This is a genomic window from Parapedobacter composti, assembly GCF_900112315.1.
Lineage (GTDB): Bacteria > Bacteroidota > Bacteroidia > Sphingobacteriales > Sphingobacteriaceae > Parapedobacter > Parapedobacter composti.
Window position 1 is genome coordinate 1 of sequence record NZ_FOLL01000006.1, and the last position, 24,489, is coordinate 24,489.

Annotated in this window: 24 protein-coding genes; 10 read left to right on the top strand and 14 right to left on the bottom strand. The window is 58.7% G+C overall.

The annotated features are described in order from the left end of the window. Nucleotides 1–951: helix-turn-helix domain-containing protein (locus BM030_RS08060; protein ID WP_139215845.1), on the bottom strand; the 951-nt coding region annotated here is incomplete at its 3' end. Between the two features lie 107 nt (nucleotides 952–1,058). Next, the gene (locus BM030_RS08065) at nucleotides 1,059–1,433 is read right to left on the bottom strand and encodes a hypothetical protein (RefSeq protein WP_090973062.1); all 375 of its coding nucleotides are present in this window, start codon (nucleotides 1,431–1,433) and stop codon (nucleotides 1,059–1,061) included. Between the two features lie 215 nt (nucleotides 1,434–1,648). On the opposite strand from BM030_RS08065, the gene BM030_RS08070 reads away from it, so the two are divergent. The 6 genes from BM030_RS08070 to BM030_RS19840 all read left to right on the top strand — a co-directional run bounded on the left by BM030_RS08070 (nucleotide 1,649) and on the right by BM030_RS19840 (nucleotide 5,528). Then, nucleotides 1,649–2,629 carry a hypothetical protein gene (locus BM030_RS08070; RefSeq protein ID WP_090973064.1) on the top strand — a complete coding sequence of 327 codons (981 nt, stop codon included), beginning with the start codon at nucleotides 1,649–1,651 and terminating at the stop codon, nucleotides 2,627–2,629. A 201-nt stretch (nucleotides 2,630–2,830) separates the two neighbouring features. Next, nucleotides 2,831–3,304, top strand: a complete 474-nt coding sequence (locus tag BM030_RS08075; RefSeq protein WP_090973066.1) for a protein kinase family protein — start codon at nucleotides 2,831–2,833, stop codon at nucleotides 3,302–3,304. Between the two features lie 509 nt (nucleotides 3,305–3,813). After that, complete coding sequence (locus tag BM030_RS08085; RefSeq protein WP_090973070.1) at nucleotides 3,814–4,497, top strand: DUF6266 family protein; 684 nt, start codon at nucleotides 3,814–3,816, stop codon at nucleotides 4,495–4,497. Nucleotides 4,498–4,576: 79 nt separating this feature from the next. Further along, nucleotides 4,577–5,017 (top strand): DUF5675 family protein, encoded by a 441-nt coding sequence (locus BM030_RS08090; protein WP_170845665.1) that lies wholly within the window; start codon nucleotides 4,577–4,579, stop codon nucleotides 5,015–5,017. 111 nt (nucleotides 5,018–5,128) lie between these two features. Next, on the top strand, nucleotides 5,129–5,368 hold the full coding sequence (locus tag BM030_RS08095) for a hypothetical protein (protein ID WP_139215846.1): 240 nt from the start codon (nucleotides 5,129–5,131) through the stop codon (nucleotides 5,366–5,368). Then, entirely contained in the window at nucleotides 5,358–5,528 is a 171-nt protein-coding gene (locus BM030_RS19840) for a hypothetical protein (RefSeq protein ID WP_170845666.1), read from the top strand. Before BM030_RS08095 ends, BM030_RS19840 begins: the two co-directional genes overlap by 11 nt. Before the next feature lie 138 nt (nucleotides 5,529–5,666). Here the strand turns inward: BM030_RS19840 and BM030_RS08100 are convergent, their stop codons facing one another. The 5 genes from BM030_RS08100 to BM030_RS08120 form a co-directional block, all read right to left on the bottom strand. After that, a complete protein-coding gene (locus BM030_RS08100) occupies nucleotides 5,667–6,044 on the bottom strand; it encodes a VOC family protein (protein ID WP_090973077.1) in 378 nt (125 codons plus the stop codon). 42 nt (nucleotides 6,045–6,086) lie between these two features. Beyond that, nucleotides 6,087–7,355 (bottom strand): RNA polymerase sigma factor, encoded by a 1,269-nt coding sequence (locus tag BM030_RS08105; RefSeq protein WP_090973078.1) that lies wholly within the window; start codon nucleotides 7,353–7,355, stop codon nucleotides 6,087–6,089. Nucleotides 7,356–7,360: 5 nt separating this feature from the next. After that, nucleotides 7,361–7,705: a YciI family protein gene (locus BM030_RS08110; protein WP_090973080.1), complete on the bottom strand. Its 345-nt coding sequence runs from the start codon at nucleotides 7,703–7,705 to the stop codon at nucleotides 7,361–7,363. A 97-nt stretch (nucleotides 7,706–7,802) separates the two neighbouring features. After that, on the bottom strand, nucleotides 7,803–9,044 hold the full coding sequence (locus BM030_RS08115) for a metallophosphoesterase (protein ID WP_090973082.1): 1,242 nt from the start codon (nucleotides 9,042–9,044) through the stop codon (nucleotides 7,803–7,805). Nucleotides 9,045–9,046: 2 nt separating this feature from the next. After that, nucleotides 9,047–10,477, bottom strand: coding sequence for an RtcB family protein (locus BM030_RS08120; RefSeq protein WP_090973084.1), 1,431 nt, complete (start codon nucleotides 10,475–10,477; stop codon nucleotides 9,047–9,049). Between the two features lie 104 nt (nucleotides 10,478–10,581). On the opposite strand from BM030_RS08120, the gene BM030_RS08125 reads away from it, so the two are divergent. After that, nucleotides 10,582–11,046 carry a VOC family protein gene (locus BM030_RS08125; RefSeq protein ID WP_090973086.1) on the top strand — a complete coding sequence of 155 codons (465 nt, stop codon included), beginning with the start codon at nucleotides 10,582–10,584 and terminating at the stop codon, nucleotides 11,044–11,046. Between the two features lie 49 nt (nucleotides 11,047–11,095). Here the strand turns inward: BM030_RS08125 and BM030_RS08130 are convergent, their stop codons facing one another. The 7 genes from BM030_RS08130 to BM030_RS08160 all read right to left on the bottom strand — a co-directional run bounded on the left by BM030_RS08130 (nucleotide 11,096) and on the right by BM030_RS08160 (nucleotide 21,369). Further along, nucleotides 11,096–12,235 (bottom strand): TlpA disulfide reductase family protein, encoded by a 1,140-nt coding sequence (locus tag BM030_RS08130; protein ID WP_090973089.1) that lies wholly within the window; start codon nucleotides 12,233–12,235, stop codon nucleotides 11,096–11,098. A gap of 27 nt (nucleotides 12,236–12,262) precedes the next feature. After that, the gene (locus BM030_RS08135; protein WP_090973091.1) at nucleotides 12,263–13,687 is read right to left on the bottom strand and encodes a PKD-like family lipoprotein; all 1,425 of its coding nucleotides are present in this window, start codon (nucleotides 13,685–13,687) and stop codon (nucleotides 12,263–12,265) included. Nucleotide 13,688: 1 nt separating this feature from the next. Then, complete coding sequence (locus BM030_RS08140) at nucleotides 13,689–14,537, bottom strand: DUF4843 domain-containing protein (RefSeq protein ID WP_170845667.1); 849 nt, start codon at nucleotides 14,535–14,537, stop codon at nucleotides 13,689–13,691. Beyond that, complete coding sequence (locus BM030_RS08145) at nucleotides 14,524–16,011, bottom strand: RagB/SusD family nutrient uptake outer membrane protein (protein ID WP_090973095.1); 1,488 nt, start codon at nucleotides 16,009–16,011, stop codon at nucleotides 14,524–14,526. The genes BM030_RS08140 and BM030_RS08145 overlap by 14 nt, the downstream gene beginning before the upstream one ends. A 34-nt stretch (nucleotides 16,012–16,045) precedes the next feature. After that, on the bottom strand, nucleotides 16,046–19,435 hold the full coding sequence (locus BM030_RS08150) for a SusC/RagA family TonB-linked outer membrane protein (protein ID WP_244518790.1): 3,390 nt from the start codon (nucleotides 19,433–19,435) through the stop codon (nucleotides 16,046–16,048). A gap of 95 nt (nucleotides 19,436–19,530) precedes the next feature. After that, nucleotides 19,531–20,706: a FecR family protein gene (locus BM030_RS08155; protein ID WP_090973097.1), complete on the bottom strand. Its 1,176-nt coding sequence runs from the start codon at nucleotides 20,704–20,706 to the stop codon at nucleotides 19,531–19,533. Between the two features lie 69 nt (nucleotides 20,707–20,775). Then, a complete protein-coding gene (locus BM030_RS08160; protein ID WP_090973099.1) occupies nucleotides 20,776–21,369 on the bottom strand; it encodes an RNA polymerase sigma factor in 594 nt (197 codons plus the stop codon). A gap of 138 nt (nucleotides 21,370–21,507) precedes the next feature. Here BM030_RS08160 and BM030_RS08165 point away from each other — a divergent pair, with 138 nt between their 5' ends. The 3 genes from BM030_RS08165 to BM030_RS08175 all read left to right on the top strand — a co-directional run bounded on the left by BM030_RS08165 (nucleotide 21,508) and on the right by BM030_RS08175 (nucleotide 24,479). Further along, the gene (locus tag BM030_RS08165; RefSeq protein ID WP_090973101.1) at nucleotides 21,508–22,197 is read left to right on the top strand and encodes a FadR/GntR family transcriptional regulator; all 690 of its coding nucleotides are present in this window, start codon (nucleotides 21,508–21,510) and stop codon (nucleotides 22,195–22,197) included. Between the two features lie 164 nt (nucleotides 22,198–22,361). Continuing rightward, nucleotides 22,362–23,513: a sialidase family protein gene (locus tag BM030_RS08170; protein WP_211657557.1), complete on the top strand. Its 1,152-nt coding sequence runs from the start codon at nucleotides 22,362–22,364 to the stop codon at nucleotides 23,511–23,513. A gap of 54 nt (nucleotides 23,514–23,567) precedes the next feature. Continuing rightward, nucleotides 23,568–24,479: a DUF6772 family protein gene (locus tag BM030_RS08175; RefSeq protein WP_090973103.1), complete on the top strand. Its 912-nt coding sequence runs from the start codon at nucleotides 23,568–23,570 to the stop codon at nucleotides 24,477–24,479. The last annotated feature ends 10 nt before the right edge of the window (nucleotides 24,480–24,489 follow it).

Here is a 24,489-nt window from a genome sequence, read left to right on the forward strand (position 1 = left end):
TGCCCAGCCAAGGCCATAGGCCACCGCGGCGATGGAATGGCCGGTGCTGAGCCTGCGCTTGGCCTCTTCAATACGGCAGGCGGTGATGTGCTGGATCAGTTTGTGTCCATGCAGGCGGCGGTGGAGCTCGCGCAGGCGCCGCGGCGTGGTTTGCAGCGTGGCAGCAACCTGGCCCACGGTTGGGGGCGGCTGGCTGCCGTCCATACGGGCTACCAGCTTCTGGATGAGTTGGCGGGCTGTATCAACGAGCGCCGCGGACCTCCCGTCGTGCTCGGCTTGCTTGCATTCATCATAACACAGCGCCACCAGATGGGCTACGGGGCGTTGCAGGGCATAGTCCATGAATATGCCGGCATGGCGCGGCATGGTGAGCAAAAGGTGCAGCCAGGTGTGCATGTGATGTGAAATGGGCGAGGGACGAAGGTAGCGGTATTCAGCAAGCTGCTGCTTTTGATATAGCAGCAATTCATCAAATGGGTTTTGCCGGCTACGGACATGGCGGGTTAGCCACTTGCCTTTGGGTACGCATGTGGCCAAGGCGTACCGATGGGTTTGCCGGTCTGGAACGATGCGAACCACCGCGCTGGCGGGTGGCGTGTACACGGCCACATGGTGGTTGCGGGGTAAGTGTAGCGCATGGCTATCCAGCGGAGCGGCGGCGCGGAATGCCGAATGCCCCGCCAACTGATATACCAGGTACAGGTCGTGGAGGTGGCTCTCAACGCGGAGCTCCACTGCGGCTGCCGCGGGCAGGTATGCCTCCAGCACGGCAACAAATACATTAAAGGCGTCGTACCAGCGGTAGATGAGCTGACAGCCATCTCCGGCGTAGTAGACCGTGGCATCCGCTGCTACGAACGGCATGGGATGGCTGGGTGCAAACGGCCGGTTGCGCAGGCAGGTGAGCAAGGGAACGGCCAGCCCGAAATGCAGTGTAAAAGGTGTTTTCATACGGCAGCGGAATGGCAATCCGGCGCGGTCGGCCCGGGGTCCCACGAGCCGGCTCCGCGCGGATTGACGAACCAAGAAACTGCTTTCCGATCTGCGGGAAGGTGCCGTCAGTAACTTATCCGGACAATGAACTGCCCCGTGAAGCTGGCCTCGCGGCCTTGCCCGTCGGCGCTTTCAAACTGCTTGATAAGCTCTTCCAGCTTGGCTCCTTTGATAGCCGGCTTTTCCGGTTTTTCCAAGATGATGGGCAGCCGGTGGCGCACGGCGAAGTACACACCGTCTGCAGCAAAGCGCACGTGTGCGTAGTCCAGTTGCCGCAGGTATGCCTGCTGCGACTCATCAAGCGAAAACCGCTGGATAAGCCAGTCTTCGAAATGAAGGAAAGCAAACTCCGCCTCTTGGCGGACAACAGGGTCTGGTTGCGCGTAAAGGCGGTCCTGCCAGTCGCGCACACCTTCAGGTGTAAATGGATAGTTCATCATGTGTTTGAATTTTGGTTTTGAGAGGGCTAATTTCGAGACACCTGTGAAAAGATAAAACCCTGAACCGCCTTGTGCTGCAACGAACGGCCATAACCGGCTAACGAAGTGGCCCGGGTTGCCAACGAACGACACTTTTTTTGGAACGAATTGTCGCAGAAAATTGTACTTTTGTATACCACAAGACATAAACCCATTCTTAAAACCGTAGGATAATCATGGAAGAAACCCCAAAAGTTCCGGATTATGACGATCGTGCGCCAAAGTTGTGGGCAGCTGCCGTGGCCGGCTTGGCCATCTGCGCTTTGGGCATGCGTGAGAAATTACTGGTGTTGATAGTGGAGCACTTCTTGGCTGTGATGACCGTTTTCCTGCTCACTGCCGGGTTGGCGTGGTGCCTGATACATTACGTGTCTTGGCAAACACGCCGCCTGGACCGCACCTTGCCCTGGCATACGGCTTTTGGGCAACGCCTGCTCCGCCAACTGGGGTGGTGCGTGGCATTGCCCGCAACGGTGATATTGCTGTTTGCCGTGGCGTTTTTCAACGCGCTGCCGCAACCGGTATCCGTGGGCGATACCCGTTACTTTTATGCGGATTTTCCGCTGGCGGTATTGATGCTGATAGGCCTCAGCGCCGGCTACGGCTTTGCCTATGGCTACTGGTACGTGGAAGAACTCCGGAGCGAACGGGCTTCGGTCAGGGAGGCACTTGGCCGGGAGGTAGCGGTATACCGGGAAACCATTGCCCGGCTGGAAGAGAAGAATGCCGCGCTGGTTTCCTTGCTTCATGGCGGGCAGGCTAATGAGTCGGAAGCAAGGTATTCGCTTACCGATAAGGAAGGGACCCATGCCATTCTTTATACGGATATCGCCTATTTCCGCGTATGGAGGGATAAGGTTGGGGAGGGCCGGGTTAACCGCTTCATCCAACTGGTATTGCTTGACGGCACGGTCTATGTTGCCAAAGAGCCGTCGCTCGCCAAGGTGGTGGAGGTGACCGGGGGGTATTTTGTACCGATACACCGCCGTTATGCGGTTGCGCCGCATGGCATCAAATCGTGCACCCAAAACGGCAAGGGCAGGCTTACACTGTTGCTCCAACCCAATGACATACCGGTAAAGCTGAGCGGCAGGGCCTCGCGCAAGCTGAAAGCGTGGGTGTTTGAGCAGGTAGGTGCCATTTTGCTTGAATCTTGATGATGATGTTTAAGTAGTTTTGGATAAAAACTTTATCTTTAGCCTGTTAAATTAATCAATTGTTTCACCGCCATCTACCGGTGGAGCTATTGGCCGCCTAGGGAAGCCGATCTGCGGGCGGTTGAAGTTTGGAACTGTATTCCTGTGGCATGCCGGTTGCCGGGTCTGCCGCCTTGACGATGGCGCTTCATCCTAAGTGCCATGATTGCCAACCTATTGCTTGAGATAATCAACTTGTTGGGCCACCTGGTGCGGACCGCCAGCGGTCTGGTGAAGGAAGTACGGCCCCTTATCCGTGAGTTCAAAGAGTATTTGCGCGCTCGGCGCGAGAGCGGTATGCCATTGACGGATCCATCGGCAGAACATCCGCTTGTTCAGGAACATCTTGCTTCCATTGCAGCCGTAGCCCGAACGCTCACGGAAACCGGCGTGCTGGAACAACTGGCCAAGCACCTGCCGGACATGACCCTGCGCCTGCACCGCGGTTTGCACCGCGAAGAACCTAAACTGTTCATGGCGGATGTGCTGCGGCACCTCGGCATCAGTGAGCGTACGTACTACCGCAAGGTAGCCCAAGGCAAGCTGAGGCCCCGCAAGTGGGAGGGGCCGGACTTCTTTTACCTCAGTGACCTGGAGGAGGAACGCAGAGAGAGCGTGCGCCGCGGAAGGGTGTAGGCACCGCCCCCGGTCTGCGCGTGATTCGTCCGGCTTTGGCAGCACCCTTGGCTTGCTCTTGCCGGCGCGACCTCCGGCTGGCGTTCGGCCAGTTGTCGAAGGATTGTCGAAGCGCCGTCGAAGGATTGCCGAAGCGCTGTCGAAGAATTGTCGAACAAGTCTCGAACAACTGTCGAAGCCGTGCCGAACAATTGCCGAGCAACCGGGGGCCGTACTCTCCTGCGAAGACCCGTAAGTGTGACCGCCTGGCGCAAACGGGAGGCCGTGGTGGAAAAGCGGATCCGTCCGGACGGGCCGCCCTGTATGCTTATACCTAATTACTGTTATGCCGTTTTTTTGAATTTGGCAGCGATTGGCAGCAATCTGTGCCAATTACTGCCAATCGCTGCCATAAGTTGGCGCATGCCCCTCCACGGGGCTACGTTTGCTCCCGGAAAGCAAAGGATACCGGTATACAGCAGCTTTCTGGGAGTAATAAACAGAATGTTCAACAGTAAAATTTTCAAATTATGGCAATTTTCAAGAAAGGAATCAACGGCGCGTTTTCGGGCACCATCGGCAGTACGGTGGGCGCCAGCTGGCGGCACATCCACTACATGCGCAGCTTGCCCAAGCCGAGCAAGAAGCCGGCATCGCCGCAGCAGCTGGCACAGCGGGCCAGGTTTGCGCTGGCGGTGAGTTTCCTCCAGCCCATGAAATGGCTGGTGAACCTGGGCTTTAACGACCGGCAGCGGGGCCGCAGCACGGGATATAACCGCGCGCTGCAACTGTTCATCACGCAGGCCATCACGGGCGACTATCCGGATTATGGGATAGATTTCTCCAAGGTGACGGTAAGCCAGGGCAATATGGATAAGCTCGTGGGCCTGTCTGTGGCTTCAGATGCCCCCAACACGTTGTCGCTGGCGTGGACGGACCTCAGCGAGGGGGCGGTTGACCCGGGCGAGGTGAAGGGATCGTATGATGACGACCGTGTGTATGTGCTGCTCTACAACCGCACGGAGCAGCTCTTCACCACCAACCGCTCGGCCCTGCGCGGCAGCGAAGGGCTGCAGCTGGAGCTTCCGCCGGTCTTTGCGGGCCATGAGTTCCATGCGTGGGCGTTTGTGCGCCACCGCGATGGCATGAGGCAGTCGACCAGCCAGTATGCTGGCACGGTGGTGCTGGCGGGCGAACCGGACCCGGGGCCGTAACAGCGGCGGGGCCAATGCCCATCGCAGCGGGGCGGGGAAGGCCCCGCTGCTTTTTGTGTTACCCAAAAGCTGATGGATTATGATAAGCATTATCCGCGTGGCGCAGGGGAAGAACAGTACCCTGAGCCACCTCTATATCGGCGGCCTGTTTGCCTGCTACCTGCTGGAAGACAGCATCCGCGAGGAGAAGATTCCGGGGGCTACGTGCATCCCGGAAGGGGAATACCGCCTGCGGCTGAACCCTTGGGCGGGCATGAATGCGCGCTACAGCGTCCGGTACCCGAAGGTGCACCGGGGTATGGTGGAGATTACGGGGATACCGGACTTCAGCCTGGTGTTCATCCACATCGGCAACTACCATACCGACACGAGGGGGTGCCCGCTGACGGGGGCTTACTGGCGGCTGGTGGATGGCGACTACCAGGTGCTGCACTCGGCGGCGGCGTATAAGTTTGTGTACCCGCAGCTGGTGGAGGCTATCGAGCGGGGAAATGACCGTGTGGTGGTTGGGGGACGGTGATCGGGGTTGGGTGGACGGTGATGGGTGGTCGGTGGTGGGTGATCGGGGGTCGGTGATCGGTGGGTGGGTGATTTAGTTAATTTTTTGGTTTAATTTAAAATGTATAAAAATATGAATTACAGCAATAAAACTACGGATACGTCAACGGATAAGGCACAGGGGTTGTACGACCGGATTAAGGCGACGCTGGCGGTGGCGAGCCAGTTCATCATTGCTGCGCCGGTGAAGCTGCCGCCAAAGGTGGTGGCGGTGGCCAGGTATGTGGCGCTGGCGATTGGTGTGCTGGAGGCGGTGGAGCAGGCGGCCCGTGAGCCGCTGGCAGGGAAAGGGGGTGCGGACGATGAGGGTTGACCAGCGGCTGGGCATCGGCACTACGGGTGGCACGCTGCTGAGCGTCGTGGGCCAGCTGGGCGTGCACGACGTGGTGCGCACCGCCGTGCTGGCGGCCATCGGGGCGGTGGTGAGCTTTGCGGTTACGCTGCTGCTGCAACGCTGGTGCAGGCGGCGGTGAGGGAGAGATGCAGGGCGGGCGGTTATGCGTCCGCCTTGTTTATTTCTGCCGTCGCACTATTTGTCGGAACCTTGTGATGTAGTTTGATAGGTATCACTGGTTTTTTTGTTAAAAATCAAGGAGATATCGGAGCGGCGCTTAACTTTCAGGTTCGCGCTGCTGCAGGTTGAAGACCGTACCTGCCGGGTCGGTGATCCAGTGCATGTTTTCAGGGAGCGCTTCAAGCTCATCGCACGTTTCCACGCCTTGTGACCGCAGGTATCCGGTAGCCGCCTCCACATCCGGCACGGTAAGTTGCAGCCAGGTTTCTGAATGGGTATAGTTGTCCACACAATCCAGCCAAACCACGTTGCTGCCGAATTTTACCCGGTGCGTCCGGGAAACGGTGGGGCTGGTTATGGGTTTTTCTTCGACCTCCAGCTTCAGGACGTCCCGGTAGAAAGCAACCGTTTTTTCATACTTGCTTTTGGGTATCTTAATGGCGATGTTAATTCCTGCCTCAAATTTAATATCCATGGTTTCAATGTTAATTCAAGTTCACGACAATGGTACGCAAAGTTACCTGATGGTTGCGGCGCTTTTGCTGGCTTCCATCCGTTTCCGGATGAGCTGCTTGTCCAGCGGGTTCTGGGCCAAAGACAGGGCTTCTTCATAGGCGGCATGGGCCTGCGCGGTGTAGCCCGCGCGCTGGTAAACGTGGGCCTTGGTTGCGGCAAGCAGAAACGCGCTGCCGGCGCTGCCGTCGCCTTTAAAAGCCGCCAGCTCGCTGACAACCGGCAGTGGCCCCAGGGCATAGCTCTGGGCAATGAGCCGGTTCAGACGGATGAGCGGGGAGTTGGGTTCCATGTTTTCCAGCAACCGGTATAACCGATGGATGGCTCCCCAGTCGGTGGCATCGAAGCGGGGCGCGGCGCAATGGTAAGACGCAATCAGCGCCTCCAGGTAGTACTTACCTGCATGGCCCCGGCGCTGTGCCTGGTCAAGGTAATGGAACCCTTCGGCAATCAGCCTGCGGTCCCACAGCGCCCGTTCCTGTTCTTCCAGCGGTATCCAGTCGCCGTAGGCTGCCCGGCGGGCCGGAAAGCGGGCGACACCGAAAAACATCAGCGCCAGCAGGGCATCCACCTCGGCTTCGGGAGGTGCCACGGGGTGCAGCAGCTTGGTCAGGCGCAGGGCTTCGTAGCAGAGGTCAACGTCGATGCCTTTGCTGTTGCGCGTGGATTTATACCCTTCGTTGAACATGAGGTAGAGGATGGTACAGACGGTGGGCAGCTGCGGGGCCACGTCGGCCAGGGATTGCTGGCCCAGCGTGAGCGGCTTCTGGCGGAGCAGGGCTTTGCTGCGCTGCAACGCCTTTTTGACGGCCTCGCGGTTCATCTGAAGGGCATTGGCCAGCTCGGGTATGCCGAAGCCGCAGAGGATGTGCAGCGTAAGCAGGATGCGGTCGCGCTCGCTCAGTGCCGGACGGCAGCATACCACCAGCAATTGGATCTGGCTGTCTGTGCTTGCTTCGTCTGCCAGCGCGGGGTCTGGGTCGGTAGTAGACAGCGCGTGCAGCGGGGCTGCTGCTTCATCGGCGTAGCTGTGCCGCGCATCGCGCTTCAGGGCGTTGATGAGCTTATTGCGGGCAACCTGCGACAGCCATGCGCGCGGATGGTCAGGTGGCCCATGGTAGCGCCAGTGCGTCAGGGCCGTTTCAAAGGTGTCCTGCACGGCATCGAGGATGGTGTCCAGGTGTGCCATGCCATACACCCGGGCAAGGGATGCGACCATCCTGCCCGAGTGTTCACGGAAAAAGTGCGCTGCAAGTTGTCCGCTGGTGTCCATGGCTGCTAGTCTTCCATGGGCATGATTTCGCGGACTTCCACGGCGCGGTCCCAATCCAGATCGGGGTTTCCCTTGGCAATCTCGATGGCTTCTTCCAGCGATTCGGCCAGCAGGATGTAATACCCGCTCACGCATTCCTTGCCTTCCAGGAATGGGCCGTCAGATACGATGCGCTGCTTGCCGCGGATGTGGGCGCCCCCGGCTTCCAGCGGTTGGGCCTCTTTGAACCGGCCGTTTTTCTTGAGCGTTTCTACCCAGCTGTAGTGCTTCTCGATGCAGGCCTGCATTTCGTCGGCCGACATTTCGCCGTAGTTGGCATCTTCACGGATTAACATCAAAAACTCTTTCATCTGTGTTGTTGTTTTTTGTTTATACCTGAGACAACCGCTGCCTGCGTTTGGGGACAATTTTTTTCTGCAAGATACTGATTTTTTTAAAATCGGTGCATCAAGCGGGTGACAGCTCCAGCAGGGCGATTTCGGGCGGCATGCCCAGCCGGCCGAGGTAGCCGAGGAAGCCGAACCCGCGGTTGACGTATAGGTACTGATGCCCGCGACGGTAAAGTCCGGCCCATTGCTTGTAGAAGTATTGCGCCGGGCTCCACTTGAACCACCGCGATTCGAAACCGAACTGCATGCCGTGCGTATGCCCGCTCAGGGTGAGCACCACCTGCGGATAGTTGCCAACGACCTCGGCTTCCCAATGCGAGGGGTCGTGGCTGATGAGTATCGCCGGGCGGTTGGCGGGTGTGCCGGAAAGGGCCTTGGCGAGGTTGCCGTAGCGGGAGAAGCCGGCGCGGCCGCTCCAGTTTTCTACGCCGGTGAGCGTGAGCGTGTCGCCGCCGCGCTGGATGGCGACCGATTCATTCAGCAGGGGCTGCCATCCGGCCTGGCGTTGGTATTGGAGCAGCTTGCGGAGGTTTTCTTGCTTGGCGCTGAGCGATGGCCAGCGGACGTAGTCGCCGTAATCGTGGTTGCCCAGCACGGAATAGACGCCCAGCGGTGCACGGAGCGCTGCGAAAATGGAAAGGTAAGGGGCAAACTCGTCGGCCCGGTTGTTGACCAGGTCGCCCGAGAAAAGGATAAGATCGGGGTGAAGGGCCAGGGCCATATCAACCCCGCGGCGCACGGCCTCCGGATTGTCAAAACTGCCGGCATGGATGTCTGAAAGCTGCACGATGCGCAGGCCGCGGAAGGCTTCGGGAAGGCCGCGGATGGGTATCTGCACCGTGCGCACCCGGTAGCGGTAGCGCCGGAATACCCCGTAGAGCAGGCCAAGGGTGAGCAGGCCTCCGCCGAGCATGGCCAGCTGGCCGGCAAGGGGGCTCCGCTGGACGGCCACGTCTGCCGTGCCCGGGGTGGCCCAGGCGGAGCGCGCCGCCGTCAGTGCGGCCTTGATGCCGGTAAGGAGGTCGCCCGCGAGCATAAGGGCGGCCATGGCAATCTGCCCCAGCAGCACGGCTATGAGCGCATGTACGGCATGTTTCGCCCACGTGTTGGGCCAGCCGGCAGCCGACCAGCGGCTGTACATCAGGGGGCTGGCCAGCGCGCCCGCGCTGAGCAGCCCGTAGGCAATCAGCAGCAACTGCCGGGCGGGGGCTTCCACATGCCGCAGGCCGGTGTGCACGGCCGTGAAGGCATAGTAGGCGGTGGCGGCGAGGAAGAGCAGTAAAAAGAGGAATGCCCGCATCGTTAATCCTCCCGGCTGCCGTCGTCAGCCATGCGCACGAGGCGCGGTGTGAATGTTGCCACCACCTCCACCAGCGCGGTCTGCGCGGCCATTACGGTGTGGATGTCTTTATAGGCCATGGGCGCTTCATCCAGCCCGGCGCCGATGAGCGTGACGCCGTGCTGCTTCAGCGTGGCCTTCATGGCGTCGCGGCTGATGGTCTTGATGGCCTGCGTACGGCTCATCTGCCGCCCGGCGCCGTGCGAGGCGGAGCTGATGGAGGCCGCTTCGCCCTTGCCGCGCACGAGGAAGCCGGGGGCCGTCATCGAGCCGGGGATGATGCCCAGCACGCCTTTGCCGGCGGGGGTGGCGCCCTTGCGGTGCACGACGACTTCCTGCCCGTTCCATGTTTCTTTCCAGGCGAAGTTATGGTGGTTTTCTACCCGCGCCAGCACTTCGGCGCCCAGGGCGGCGGCCATCTTGCGGTGGATGATGTCGTGGCTGGCCGAGGCATAGCTGCCCGCCAGCGTCATCGCCTGCCAGTATTCCTGCCCCGCGTGGGTATCCAGCCCGAGGTAGGCGAGGTTCCGCGCTTCACTGGGCAGGTGGCACAGCTCTTTGGCCAGCTTGGTGTAGTGCCCGGCGATGGTGGCGCCCAGCCCCCGCGAACCGGAATGGGAGAGGAGGGCCAGGTATTTGCCTGCGGGTATGCCCAGCGGCTCATCGGCAGCGGGAAATTCGATGATGCCGAATTCTACGAAATGGTTGCCCCCGCCGGAGGTGCCCAACTGTGCCCAGGCCTTGTCTTTGAGGTTAGCCACGAAGGGGTTCATGCCGAAGGCTTCGTCTGTGAGCACCTGATGGTCGGCCCGCTCGTGCGGCTTGAAGCCATGGCCCGCGCCGAAGCGCGTCTGTGCAATGAGCTCCCGCTTGAAGCGGGCGTGGTGTTCTACGAAGAACGTTTCCGGGATGTCGTAGATAGACAGCGCCATGCGGCAGCCGATATCTACCCCCACGCCGTAGGGAATGACCGCGTTGTCGACGGCCAGCACGCCGCCGATGGGCAGCCCGTACCCTTGGTGGGCGTCTGGCATCAGCGCGCCGGCCACCGCCACGGGCAACTGCATGGCCACATCCATCTGCGCGCGTGCGCCGGGTTCGATGTGCGATTCGCCGTAAACGGCGTAGCCGGTGCCGGCTTCCCGCAGGGGGATGGGGGCTATGTCGGCCATGGCGGCCGCTTCGATGAGCGCATTGGCCAGTTTGCCGTAAACGGCATGGGCGGCGTAGGCTTCGGGTGCCGCCAGCACATCGGCCAGTTGCGCAAGCAGGGTTTCTTTGCCCAGGCGCTGGTGTTTCCCGGCCGTGCGCAGGGCCACGCCGAAAGCACGGCCGGGTGTGTATCCGAGCGCCATCAGGTCTTCGCTGTTGATAACGTTTGTTGGTGTGTTCATCGCTTATGCTTCAGTGGTATTGTTATACGAAATCTGTGCCAGAAGCCGCTGAAAGTTGCTGTTCAATGATTTGCGGTTTGAAGAACTTTAGTTAAGTTTGACCTATGAAACCATCAGTTATAAGCTGCCTGCTTGTTTTGTTGTGCCTTTCAGGCCATGCAGGTAAAAGCTACGGCCAGGAAAAGTACACGGTGTTTAACCATATTGCCCTGTCTGTTTATGATCTGGAAAAAAGCGCTTCGTTCTATCAGAACGTGCTGCTGCTGGACACCATCCCCGAACCGTTCAAGATAGGCAGGCATAAATGGTTTGCGATTGGCGGGGGGCTGTCATTGCACCTGGTGCGCGACGCAAAAGAAATAAAGGAGCATAACCGGAGCACGCATATGTGCTTTAGCGTGAAATCCATAGACGACTTCATTGCCCGGCTGGACAGATTCGGCGTGGCCTACTACAACGTGCACCACGAACGGGGCAAGGTGAACGTGCGCGTGGATGGCGTTAAGCAACTGTACATCCAGGACCCGGACGGGTATTGGATAGAGATTAACGACGAACGCATGGAATGAAAAATCCCCGGCAACGGATGCTGACCGGGGATTTTGCAGTTGCCGGGCCTTAGTTGCCCAATATTTCGGCCAGCACGGTGTGCAGCCGCTCGTCGCGCAGGTTGGATGCGACAATCCGCCCTTCGGGGTCAATGAGGTAGTTCTGCGGTACGCCGCGCACGCCGTAAAGCACGGCAACGGCATTGCTCCACCCTTTGAGATCAGACACATGTACCCACGGCAGGCCGTCTTTTTCGATGGCTTTGAGCCAGGCATCGCGGCCGCTTTTGCTATCGAGCGATACGCCCAGCACTTCCAGCCCTTTGTCTTTATACGCTTCGTAGGCCTTTACCAGGTTGGGGTTTTCGGCGCGGCAGGGTGCGCACCAGCTGGCCCAGAAATCGACCAGCACATACCGGCCGCGGTAGTCTGACAGGCTGACGGGTTGGCCGTTGATGTCTGGCTGCGTGAAATCGGGTGCGATGTTGCCTATCTGGATGGTTTTTTCGGCTTGGATGCGGGCGGCCAGTTGCTTGGCGGTACTGAGGTTGCGTACTTCTTCAGACAGGCTGGCCAGCACGGGCTCGATTTCGCTGAGGGGATGCCCGTTGGCCACGTCGCGCAGGGCCTCGGCAGAAAAGATGGAGTTGGGGTTGTTTTTGGCAAACTCCAGCTCCTTCAGGCGCCGGTCTGCAAGGATCTTATCGTACTTGTTGCGCAGGGCGGTCATCTTTTCGTTGTACTGGGGGTCGCTCTGGGGGATGGACGCCGCCGTTTTGCCTGCTTCGTCCATAATGGCGATGAAACAGCCGCCCACCTCGTTCAGAAAGGCGGTGTATTCGGCATGCATGGGCGAACCGGTGATTGCTGCATTGTGCAATGAATCGGTAATCGCGATGTGGTAATTTTCATTGCCGACGTAGAAGTAAAGGCGGTCGCCGATGTTCTGAATCATGTATTTGCCTTGGCCCTGATGGTCGAAGATCATCCGTGAATAGCTTGGCTCGCTTACGGCCCCCCGGAACTGGAAGGTGCCGTTGGTAACGATGGTGGAGTCGCTGATGCTCTCGCCGTTGCTCGTGTAGTCAAGGTATACCACACAGCCTTCTTTTGAGGCCGGGGTAGTGCCGTTGATTTGGAAACCTGTTTGGGCAAAGAGCATAGCCGGCCCGGTAAATAAACTGATTAATGTGATTTTTAGTGTATTCATCTGTTCTTTATTTATGCTGTGTTTAAATCAAAACCGGAAGGCGATATCCACCGGATAGCCGGGTATGCCGTTGATCTGCCCGGTGAGGTCGCCGAACCGGCCGGTGCTGATGGCCAGGTAATAGAGGCTGTTGCCCGAGCCGACCACCAGCGTGTTTTCGTTGTCGGCCAGTTTGAGCATCGTGACGGGCGCCTGGAAGCTGGTGTTCAGCTCGCGTACTTCTTCGTTGAGCGGGTTATACCGGTACACCTTGCTGCCTGCGGCGATGTAGATGACTCCGTTGCGCGCGGCCAGCAGTTTGGTGCCTTCGCCGAAGAGCTCCTGGCGGATAAACGTGCGTTTGTGCAGGGGCGTAAAGGTGAACGGCCCGTTGAAGTTGACCGTGAAGGCCAGTTCATGGACAAGGCCGTCGTGGCCGGCGACATAGGCATAGGTTTCTGAATTGTTGATCTGCACCAGTTCAATGAGATCCATGCCTACGTTGTGGGGGTTGAAGATTTCGGGGTTGGCCACATTGTATTGGGTGCCGAAATACGTGGGGTCGCCATACAGGTTGAACCGCAGGAACTGTTTCCTGTGCTGATCGAACCCGATGAAGCTGGTGCCGGCATCAAGGGTGGTCATCACAAATGAGGGGGCCAGCGTGTAATCGCCGTCGGCATAGCTGCCGAACATGCCGTAGGTGGTCGACTGGTTCCACGTGCTGGTGGTGCCGCCGTAGAGTTTGCCGTTGATAACGCCCATCAGCACCCCCCGGTTGAAGTGCCGGAGCGAACTGACCGTGATGGTTTCCGGCGCAAAGAAGAAATTGGCGGCCAGCGTGTTGGGGTAGAGGGGATCTTCCTGCATGGTGGATACGTTGAGCCGTACGCCGCCGTTGCGGCAGATGATCCAATAGCCCAGGGGCATGTTGCCCGTGGCTTGGTCATGCATATAGAAGAGCTGGACGGGGTTAGCCGGAAGCTGCTTGTTATGGATGGCTTCATAAAGCCGGGCCTGCACGGTGCTGTCTGGCTTGATGAAGGAAAGGCGCGTGATGCCGTCTTCGACGCTGAGCACCGTGGTGCCGCGCACAAACTCGGTGATGCCCTGTACCTCAAAGTTATGGAAGTACCTCATCCCGTTGCTTTTGTTGTGTACGGTAAGGCGTGCGGCATATAGGTTGGCCTGCAGGCCGAAGATGATGCGCAGCGACGGCCCCGTGAGCTCGTAGGTGCCTGCGGGGGCTTCGGGGGCGAATATCCGCCATTCCAGTTCGATATCATCGCCGGGCGCGGCCTGCACCACCGGCTCGATGATCAGGCTGTCGCCCACGACGGCTTCGTACCGTTCTTCCAGGTTGGATACCTGCGGTTCGATGGGCATGTTGATGTCGTAATTGCCTTTATCTTTATAGCACCCCGCCACCAGGAAGGCGAGGACCAGGGCGAGGGAAAAATGTGGGTGTTTCATGTTATCTGACCTCCTCTCCGTTTTCGTCAATAAAATAGTACAGGCCGGACGCGCTGCGGCGCAGCGGGATGATGCGGCCGGGGTTGTCTTGGTGGTAAAAGTGGTAAAGTGCGGTGCTGCCTGCCGCTGCCGGCTCCAGCACGTAGCCTTTCTCGGGGTGGTTCTGAACCCAGCCGAAGGGGTTGTTGAGCATCATGGTAAGCATGGAGGCGAAGTACAGGTTTTTGGGGGCGTCAAGGCCATCCATGGTGAGCTCGGTCTGTTCGGTGACCAGCAGGAACAACTGGTGCTTGGTGCGCGAGTAGCTGCCCAGCCACATGCTCCACCATGCCGGTTGCTCCAGCCGTGCGGAAATGACCACCTTGGCCCGGATAATGCGGGGGTTTTCGATGCCGAAGTGGTCGGAAGCCCGGAGCTTGATGATGAGTGAAACGGCGGTGGATTCCAGATCGGCCGTATTGTAAACCACCAGCGGCAGGTAGGTAAGGCCCGAATCGGCGGGCAGGGTATATGCCGGCTTCAGGGGCTCGTAGTGCGTGCCCGCCACGGCCGACGAGGAGTCTTGCTCCACATAGGCTTCGTACTGCCGATCGCGGCCCTCGCGGACGCCGGAAAGGCGTACGGGAATGAACACCGTATCCTGGGCTTTGGTGAGGTCGTAGGCGAAGGTGTAGACGATGCTGTCGCGCAGGTCATCGTTGTCCAGGTCGAAATAGATATTCGCCGGATGGTCATACATGGTTAAACCCGCTTTTTCGCAACCGGAAAGCAGGAACGAGAGGCCGGCGAGCGCGCATAAGAGTTTCAGCGTATAATGGGGATACATGGGGTGTGAATTAACGGTTTCCATAAATAATTTCATCGTCTGGCAGGGGCAGCACGAATATGGCGTCTGATGGCGCAATGGTGGTGCCGCTTTGTGCGGGAATGCCGCGGTGCAGCCGCTTATAGGCGTAAAATACCTGCCCTTCTGCCAGCAGTTCCTTGCGGTATTCTTTGAGCAGCTCTTCGGTAAACGCTTCTTCATTGGCCGCGGTGAGCGGATCGTTGATTCCGCGGTGCATGCGCACGGCGTCTATGTAAGCGGTGGCTGCCTGGGGGTCTGCTGCGTAGGTGCATTCAGCGGCAATATAATAGAGCTCGCTGAGCCGGATGGCCGGGGCCATCAGGTAATGCCGGTTGGCATCCTGCGCGTCGCTCAGGGTATTGCGGCGGTATTTCGTGATGATGGACAGGAAATTGGTGTTTTGCGAGATGGAAGTGTACCATTGCCGGTAGCGCTGGTCGGTGCTGCCAACGGTGGCCGTTTCGTAGAAGGCCTGGTTGACCGGCTGGGCGATATACATGCCGCTGTTGTTTTCCCGGAACCAATCTTGGTTGTAGGCGTCGTTTTTGCCGGGAATGTACCAGCCGAAAATGAGCTCTTTGTACAGGATACGGTCTTTGTCTTTGGCGTCTACGGCCATGAAGTCTTCCAAGGCCGTCCAGGGGAACTTATCGGCACCGATGACCTCCTGGGCCTGGAGCAGGGCGTTGTTCTTGTCGCCCCGGTAGAGGTAGGCGCGTGCCAGCGTGCCGCATACGGCGAAGTAATTCAGCCGGTGCCGCCGGTTCTGCAGGAAAAGGTTGCCGGACGATTCTTCGGTGTTGCTTGTTGGCTCTACCGGATAGCCGATGACGTAGCCGGGGCTGCGGATGGGGTCATCGGCCAGCAGCGCCTTGGCGGCCTCCAGATCGCGCACGATGGAGTCAAGCGCTGCCGATACGGTTGACATGGGGGTGGTATTCTTGGAATATGCCGTAACGTAGGGGATGCCCTGGGCACCGGCATTGCGCAGGGGCGAGGGAGCAAACAGCCGCAGGGCGTCAAAATGGAGGTAGGCGCGCAGGGCGAGCGCTTCGCCTTTGATCAGTTCGTGCATGCCGGGCTGGAACAGCCTCGCCTGGCCGTCTATCCGCGCCAGGATGAGGTTGCAGTTGGCGATGGCATGGTACAACCCTTTCCAGATGTTGTCTTTGCGGACGATGAAGTCGCCATCGTTGTATTCGAAATTGCGTGTGCGTAGGTAACGCAGCGGATCTTCGTTGGAAATGGTGTAATGCTGTGCCAGTACCTCGGGTGTGCCGATGGTGAGCTCCTTGCCATACAGGTCGTTTTGCGTGGCGCGGCTGTAGACGCCGAGCAGGGCTTCTTCGAATCCCTCGGCGGTAGAAAAGAGCACGTCGCGGTCGACCTCCGTTTCGGGCCGGATGTCCAGCCACTTGCTGCAGGAGGCGAATCCGGCAAGGAGTATGGTGAGTAGCGATAAGGTAATCTTGTTCATCGTTTTTATATCAAAAATGTGCCGATAATTTTAATTAAAACGCCGCCTGCAGGGTAAACGTGGCCGTCCGCGCGAAGGGATAGTCTATCCCGCGCTCTATCTGGACAGACGACCACCGGAACAGGTCGTTGGCGGTTACGCCCAGCCGGAGGCGCGACATGGCGAGCTTGGCGGCCAGTGCCGGGTTCAGGTCATAGGACAGGAACACCGACTGCAGCGACAGCGTGTGGTCTGGCATGATGAAGCGCGACGATACGCGGGTTTGGCCGAGATCCTGGATGTTCTTGAAGAACGCCCTGTCGCCGGGCTTCTGCCATTTCTCTTCAAACACGCGCCGGTCTACATTATACCGCGGATCGGCGTTTTCCACCCGGTCTACGAGCGTTTGGTTGTATAGGTCGCCGCCGAAGCGGGTCTGGAAGTAAACCACGGCCATGAACTGCTTATACCGCACGGTGGTGCCGAAGGAGCCTTCCATCTTGGGGGTGGCGTTGCCCACCACGGTGATGTCGCGCGCGTCCCACTCGTAAGAGAGGGTGCCGTCTCGTTTGATGAATATTTCCCTGCCGTTTTCCGGATCGATGCCCAGTGAGGGCACGGCGTAAATGGCGTCAATGGATTGCCCTTCGTTGTAACGCAGCAAGGGGACGCCGCGGAGGTCCGGCTCGCCGTTTTCCGGCGTTTTCTGCTGGGCATCGTTTACGCGATCGTTATAGGCTTTCAGCGCGTTGGAAATGCGGACAATCTTATTGGTGTTGTGGGCGAAATTGCCCATCAGCGAAACCGTCCAGTCGCGGTTGTTGACGGCTTGCCACGTGAGGTTGAGCTCTGCTCCGCGGTTTTCCATATCGCCCAGGTTTTCTTTGTATGACGAGAACCCGGTGGAAGGCGCGATGGTGATGTCTGCCAGGATATCGCGGGTAAGCCTGCGGTAAACGCGCGGCGTCATGACCAGCCGGTCGTTGAACAGGCCCAGGTCAAAGCCGGCGTCTGTGGTCAGCGTTTTTTGCCAGGACAGGCCCGTGTTGCCGAACGACTGCACGATGGCGCCGATTCCGGAAGAGTACCAGTTATCCTGCTGGTAGCGGTAGGTGGTGCGCGACATGTAGGGCGAGAACTGGACGGAACCGGTAACCCCGGTGGTGAAGCGCAGGCGGAGGAGGCTGACGGCATCAGACCGGAACCAGGGTTCCTGATGGACGTTCCACCCCAGGCCGGCCGACCAGAAGGGGGCGGTGCGGTTGTCGCTGCCGAACTTGGACGAACCGTCTATGCGGACGGTGGCATCCAGCAGGTAGCGGTTGTGCAAGGAATAGTTGGTGCTGGCGAATAGCCCGAACAGGCGCGATTCGTAAAGGTCGCTGGATGGACTGGCATTTTCTGCATACCCTTTGGCGAAGCCGATGCTGCTGAAACGGTCGTTGGGGAAGCCGATGGCTTCGAACGCCCGTTCGTCCAGCCGCTCGGTGCGGATGTTGGTGCCGCCAACCAGGTTGAAGCTATGGTCGCCCACCTGCTTGATGTAGTTGACGCGCAGGTTGCCATCCCAGAACGTTTCGTCCAGATTGGCGTTGTAATAGGCGCCTTTCTCGTCGGTGCGCGAAGCTTCGTAGTTATAGAACTCGTTGGCCAGCGGCGAACGGTAATGGCTTACCTGGTGGAGCCGCTTGGTGAAGCTGATCTGGCCGCGCAGCCGCAGGCCGGGTGCCAGCTCGAACTCGCCGGCAAGGTTATCGATAATCTCGTTGTAGTTGCCGCGGTTAAAGCTGCTGAGGGTGGCGTCGAAGAGCGGATTCAGCAGGTTAACGTAGGAGATGTTGTTGGTGTTTCCGAGATAGGCCAGCCGCTCAGGGCTTTGCACGACGTTGCCGTTATCATCGGTCATCCGGTAGTAGGGGTTCATGCGCACGTAGTCGGCAAAATTGCCGTAGGGCGATTCCTGCGAACCCACCACGGTAATGGCGAGCTCGTTCTGGAACCGGATTTTGTTGTTCAGGTTGTAGCTGAAGTTCATGCTGCCGGAATACTGGTTGCGGTGCGAACCCTTCATGACGCCGGGCCGTGTCTGGTAGCGCAAATCCACGCCGTAGCGGAACACCTGGGAGCCGCCTTCTACGAAAAGGCCGTGTTTCTGGCCTACCGCCGTACGCACGGGCTGCGACAGCCAGTAGGTGTTTACGCCGCCGACCACGCTGGCCATCTTGGCATAATAGAGCACATCCAGGTCGTATTGCGACTGCCCTCCGCGCGCGGTGTATAGTCCGGCAAGCCGCTCGTATTCCAGCTTTTCTGCCGCATTGAGCACGTGGTAGTCGGTGAGGTCCGGCCCGCTGACACTGGTTTCGTGGTTGTAGGTGAGCTGCAGCCTGCCGTCTTTGGGCACTTTGGTGGTGATGACCATTACCCCGTTGGCGGCGCGCGACCCGTATACGGCCGTGGCGGCGGCATCTTTCAGGAGTGTTACCGACGCGATGCGGTTCATGTCGAGATCAAGCACCTTCTGCACGCTGACCTCATAGCCGTCCAGGATGAAGGCGGGCATGTTTACCGTGGTGGTGACATTGTCGCGCCGGAGGATTTCCGTATCCACCCCGCCGGGCAGGGCCGATGAGCCGCGCACCGTGATGTTGGGCAGGGCATTGGGGTTGGAGCCGGCAATGTTGTTTTCAGCCAACCGGAAGGAGGGGTCAAAAGTCTGCATGGCCTGCAACACGTTCTGTGGATTGACCCGCTGCAGCTCTTCGCCGCTTTTGGTGATGGCCGTGCCGGTATAACTGTCGCGGTTGATCACCTGGTAGCCGGTAACCACCACCTCGTCCATCTCGCTGGTTTCTTCTTCCAGCACGATGGTATATTCGGTTTGGCCGGACACGAGCATAACGGTTTGGGGCTGATAGCCCATGAAGCTGACCACCAGCCGGTTGTCTGCGGGCATTTCCGTAACGGTGAACCGGCCGGCATCATCGGCCACCACGGTGGGCCTGCCCTTCAGGGCGATGGTGGCGCCGGCCAGCGGCACCTGCTTCGCGCCGACCGTGCCCAGCACAACGCCCCGGACGGGCTGCTGCCGGGCCGGAGGGCTTTCCTGCGGCTGGGCAGGGCGTTGCTTCTGCTCCAGCATGATGGTTTTATCGACAAGACGGTAGCCCAGGGGCTGGTTTTTGAGCAGCAGCGCAACAAAGTCAAGCACGGGCATGTTGCGGACGTTTACGGTGACGGGCAAGGTATGGGCAAACATGGACGTATTGCCCACCACTTCATAATCCGTTTGCTGCCTGATTGCTTTTAGCGCCTCGGACAGCGGCTGGTTGGCCGCCCGGTAAGTGATGTGTTGTGAATACCCCGCCAGGCTAACCTGCAAAAACAGGGTCATATGAAGAAAAGCGATGATTTTCATCACGGGTAACGTATATTTTTTGTTCATTCAATTGTGTTTGGTTCGATAAGGAATTAAGTGATTCCGTGTGGGTGGTGGTTTTGATACAGGGTGTCGGTGTGTTCGATAGGGCCTCCTTTCTGTTAGGGATTACGAGTGGCTGTTGATAAGATTAGTGTGGTATCAGGCGTTAGGCGATAGCGGATGCCGTTGGTTTCCAACAGGCTCATCACCGTGGCCAGGTTGTGGTTGCGCCGGATGCCTCCGTAAAATTCGATGGCCGGGATGCGGCCTTCGTAGGCTACCTTGATGTTGTACCAGCGGGACAGTTCGCGCATGACCTGCGGCAGGGTTTTGCCGTCAAAATGGAAGCGGCCATCGCGCCAGGCGGTATACTGATCAGTAGCTACCTCCTGTATGCTGAAGCGGCCTTGCTGGAGGATGCTCTGTTTGCCGGGGGTAAGGAGCTGTGCAGGCTGCCCCGTGGCCGCGCCGTTCAGGGATACGCTGACTTTGCCGGTTACCAGTGTGGTGGTGATGGTGTTTTCGTCGGGATAGGCATTGATATTGAACTCCGTGCCAACCACGGCAAGCTCTTGGTGGCGGCTGGCCACGATAAACGGGCGCTGCGGGTCTTCCGCTACGGCGAAATACGCTTCGCCCTCAACCGTCACCCGGCGTTCGCTCCCGTAAAAACGGCTGGGATAGGTAAGGGTAGAGGCCGCATTGAGCCATACGGTGGTGCCATCGGAGAGCGTTACGCGGTAGGTGCCGCCTTTCGGGGTGGCCAGTGTAAGCGTACCGGCATGTTGCGGGGTGGGCCGGCTGGAATCGGGGGCTTCGCTGACCACCGCGCTTCCATCCGCATAAGTGATGCCATCTGCCACCACAATGCCTGTCTGCCGTTCGCTTAACGCAACGGTGGAACCGTCGGCCAGCGACAAGGTCGCCTGGTTGCGCCCCGGCGCGATATCCTGCATGGCCAGCGCCGTTTCAGCGGGCCGGGGCGGGCGGCCCCAGAAAAACCACACGGCACCCGAAACGGCAAGCAGCACGGCCGCGGCCTGAAGCCAGGTGCGCAGCGGCGCACGGCGCCGCGGTTGCCGTATGACTTGCCTGAAAATGCGGTTTGCACGCGTTGCCGGCATGGCGCGCGCATTGCCCGGCCCGATGGACGCCCAAACGCCATGCATGAGCGCCTGGAGTGTGGGTTCGTGCGCCGCGGCATGAAGCACCTGCTCCCATTCGGCCTTTTCCGCGGCCGAAAGCTGGCTATCCAGGTAACGTTGGTGTAAGTATTCGATACGGCTTTTGTCCATAACCAAGCGGAGCTTTCAATTAAAGACGCACGCGCGGCCCCGCAGGGGCAACGGTGGGTTAAAAAAATATTAAAAAAGTTTTAACAATAGCAGCAACACGCCGGATACCCCGTGCTTGTTGAGGTAATCTCGGAGAAAGCGGAGCGCCAGTTTCATGTGCCGGTGCACGGTTTGCTCCGATATGGCCAATTTCTGGGCCGCCTGGCTGTAGGTAAGCCCTTGTTGATGGCAAAGTTGGTATACCCGCTGCTGCTGGGGCGGCAGCCTGGCGATGCCTTCTTCCAGGATGCGGCGCGTATCGCGCAGCAGGATGGCCTCTTCGGTGTTGTTGGTGAAGGGTTCCTCCGCCGCGGGCAGCGGGGTATGGAGTTTTTCCCGAACCTTGTTGCGGCGGAGGCAATCCAGCGCGTGGTTGCGTGCGATAATGAAGATATACTGCTGCAGATCGCCGATACCGGCCAGGTCGCTGCCTTTTCGCCACAGCTTCAGGAACACCTCCTGCACGGCTTCTTCGGCTTGCTGGTCTGACTTCAGGTAATGCAGGGCGAACGTGTAGACGCGCGATTGATAGGCATCAAAGATGAACTTAAAGGCACGCGAATCTCCCCGGGCCGAGCGGGCCAGCGCATCTTGTTCGTCGAAATCAGCCGGGATTTCGCTCATTGTGTATTCTCCATAGTGCGAAAATAGCAAAATCGTACCGAAATGCCGCGCGCTTGCCTGATCGCCGCTTGCAAGAAGCAAAAAAGTGATTTCGTGACTTATTTTTCTATTTTTGACGCGAACTAGCGCGGAGCCAGCATGGACAAACAAGCAGTGAATCACATCGTAAGTATCACCATGACCGATCAGGCGGAGCGCCGCTTAAGGGAATACTTCGTGGATAAAGGGTATAAAATCGGGGATACCCTGCCAAAGGAAATGGAGTTGGCCGAAGCACTGGGCGTAAGCCGGAGCGTGATCCGCGAGGCGATGAGCCGCCTGCGCATGCTCGGACTCATCGACGTGCGCAAGCGCCGGGGTACTGTGCTGACGGAGCCTGACGTGCTTGGTGGTATGGAACGTATTCTTGACCCGAACTTGCTTGGCAAAAATACGCTGCAGCGCCTGTTTGAGGTGCGGCTGATGCTCGAAATGGGGCTCGGCGATTTCCTGTACCCCCGCATCCAACCCGGGCATTTAAAACAATTGGACAACATTGTGCTGGAAGAGCGCGCCGCCCAGGATAAGGCGTCCCTGGTGCGCCTGGATATCCAGTTTCATGCCACGCTGTATGAAATTACCGGAAACCCGGTGCTGATACGGTTCCAGCATATGCTGCAGCCGATTTTCCAGTATGTACTGGATTACCGCGAGGCTATCCACCAGCCCGGTGCCGCGCCGAGGGTGACCCATGGCGATTTGGTGGACACCCTCCGCCGGGGTAATCCGGCAAGCTTCCGCGAAGCGATACGGGCTCATTTTGAGCATCATTTTGGGCTTATTGGCTGATGCCTGCGGTCTTTTTCAATAATTTAAGCCTGAAATTTGGTTTTGTCAATGCGGTGGCTTTACTTTGCGTACGGTTAATAAGTCAGACATATATGATTTAATTATATGTTTGACATATAAACATGAAGTTCTATAAACCAATTATTGATGCTATTTAAATTCAGATGAGAAAGCATGTTTTTCCTTACGGCGTATGGGCAGCTCTGGTATTCATTGTGGGATGTCAGGGCAGCCGGATGGCGGTGCAGCCGCGTGAAATCCGCACCATTGATTTGTCTGACGATACGGCCCGCCATGTGATGGTGGCTGAAGGTACGGCGGAGGTTTACCAGGGGCACCCGACTACGGTGCTGCTGCCGGATGGCAAGACGATATATTGCGTGTGGACCTACGACCATGGGGGAGTGTGCGGCCCCATGAAACGCAGCGACGATGGTGGCCTGACCTGGAGCGGTCTGCTTGACGTGCCGGACAATTGGCCGGCCGTGAAAAACTGCCCTGCCATTTACCGGCTGCCGGACAGCGAGGGGAATCACCGATTGTTTGTTTTTGCGGGCGAGGGACCGGACGGTAGTATGTACCAGTCATATTCCGAAGACGACGGCCGCACCTGGTCGCCCATGGCGTCTAACCACATCGGGCCAAGCGTGATGCCGTTCTGTACGATTATGCCGATTAACGGCGGCAAGCGCTTGCTGGCGATGTCGAATATCCGGAGACCGGGAGAAAAGGTGGAAAAGCGCTCCAATGTGGTGGTGCAGAGCTATTCGGATGATGGTGGGTTTACATGGTCGCCCTGGCAGATCGTGCTCGACCTGCCCGGACTGAAACCCTGCGAGCCGGAGCTGGTGCGCTCGCCTGACGGCAAGCAGTTGCTTTGCCTGATCCGCGAAAATGTAAAACGGGTGGCGCTGTATATGACCAGCGACGATGAAGGGGCCACCTGGTCTGAAGTGAAGGCGCTGCCGGGGCCGTTGCACGGCGACCGCCATAAGGCGAAGTATGCGCCGGATGGCCGCCTGGTGGTGGTATTCCGCGATACGGGGCACGATAATCCTACGCGCGACCATTTCGTGGCGTGGGTAGGTACGTATAACGATATCCTGAAGGGACGCGACGGACAGTTCAGGGTGAAGCTGCTGCACAGCCATAAAAAGGCCGACTGCGGCTACCCCGGACTGGAACTGCTGCCTGACGGTACGTTTGTGGCAACGACTTATGTCAAGTACCGCGAGGGGCCGAAGAAAAATTCGGTGGTGAGCACGCGCTTTACGCTCCGGGAGCTGGATGCTTACGGTATATCAGCCGCTAACTGACTAAAAAGGGATCGCCAGCTTGTGCGGGTTAAGGGTAAACGATAACGACAATACATGATAGACTATCGATTAGCTAAATTCCAGCCCCTGAAACACCTGGTTTGCTATGATGATTTCGACCGGGGCCTCTGCGGGTGGACCAACCTGATGCCCAACTACACGCTGGATAATTTCGGCGTGCGCAAGAGTATCGTTGAAAAAACCCAATGGGGGCCTATCATGCTGAGTACGGCGACCTTCCGGTTTCCGGGAACGCACGGCTCGATGGATGGGCTTTATTCATTGAAACTGGCGACGCGCCCGGTTGCGAACCGCTATGAAGAGCCGCCCGCCCCGGGCAGCATGAGCCATGCGATTAAGCGGCTGACAACGCACCGGAAGCCGGGGCGCCTGCAGTTTGAAATGTGGTATGCCTATACCACCGAACAGGACCGATCGGGGCTGAGTGAAAACGATATCCGTGCCTTCGGCGTGAGTTTCGATACGCAGAACGCACAGGCCCGTAACTTCGCGGGGGTACGGTACGTGAATTCGGTAAATGGCGAACTGAAAAAGCAGTGGCAGGTGATGCAGGCGGGGGAGGTTAGTGACGCGGACTGGGCATACGGCACCGACGGCGACTGGTGCAAGCGGGGGGTAGACCCCATGTGGTACGGGCGGCGCTACCCGGATGGGGAGGCCGACGGCTACCGGTTTATCCCCGACAGCCGGCAGGAGCTGTGCTACAACGAAAGCGACGATAAAATCAACTGGTTGTACCTGCGCTTCACGTACGACCTGGAAAGCCGCCGGTACGTAGAACTGCAGTCGCGCGACCGGGTGTTCGACCTCAGCGCTTTTGCGCCTACGGATGTCCGTCCGTATGCGCGCATCGAGGGCCTGCTGAACCCGGTTATCTGGGTAGAGAACGACAGCAATCGGCGCGTATTCCTGTTCGTGGATTCGGTAGTCATTTCTGTAGATTGATAAACGGGCC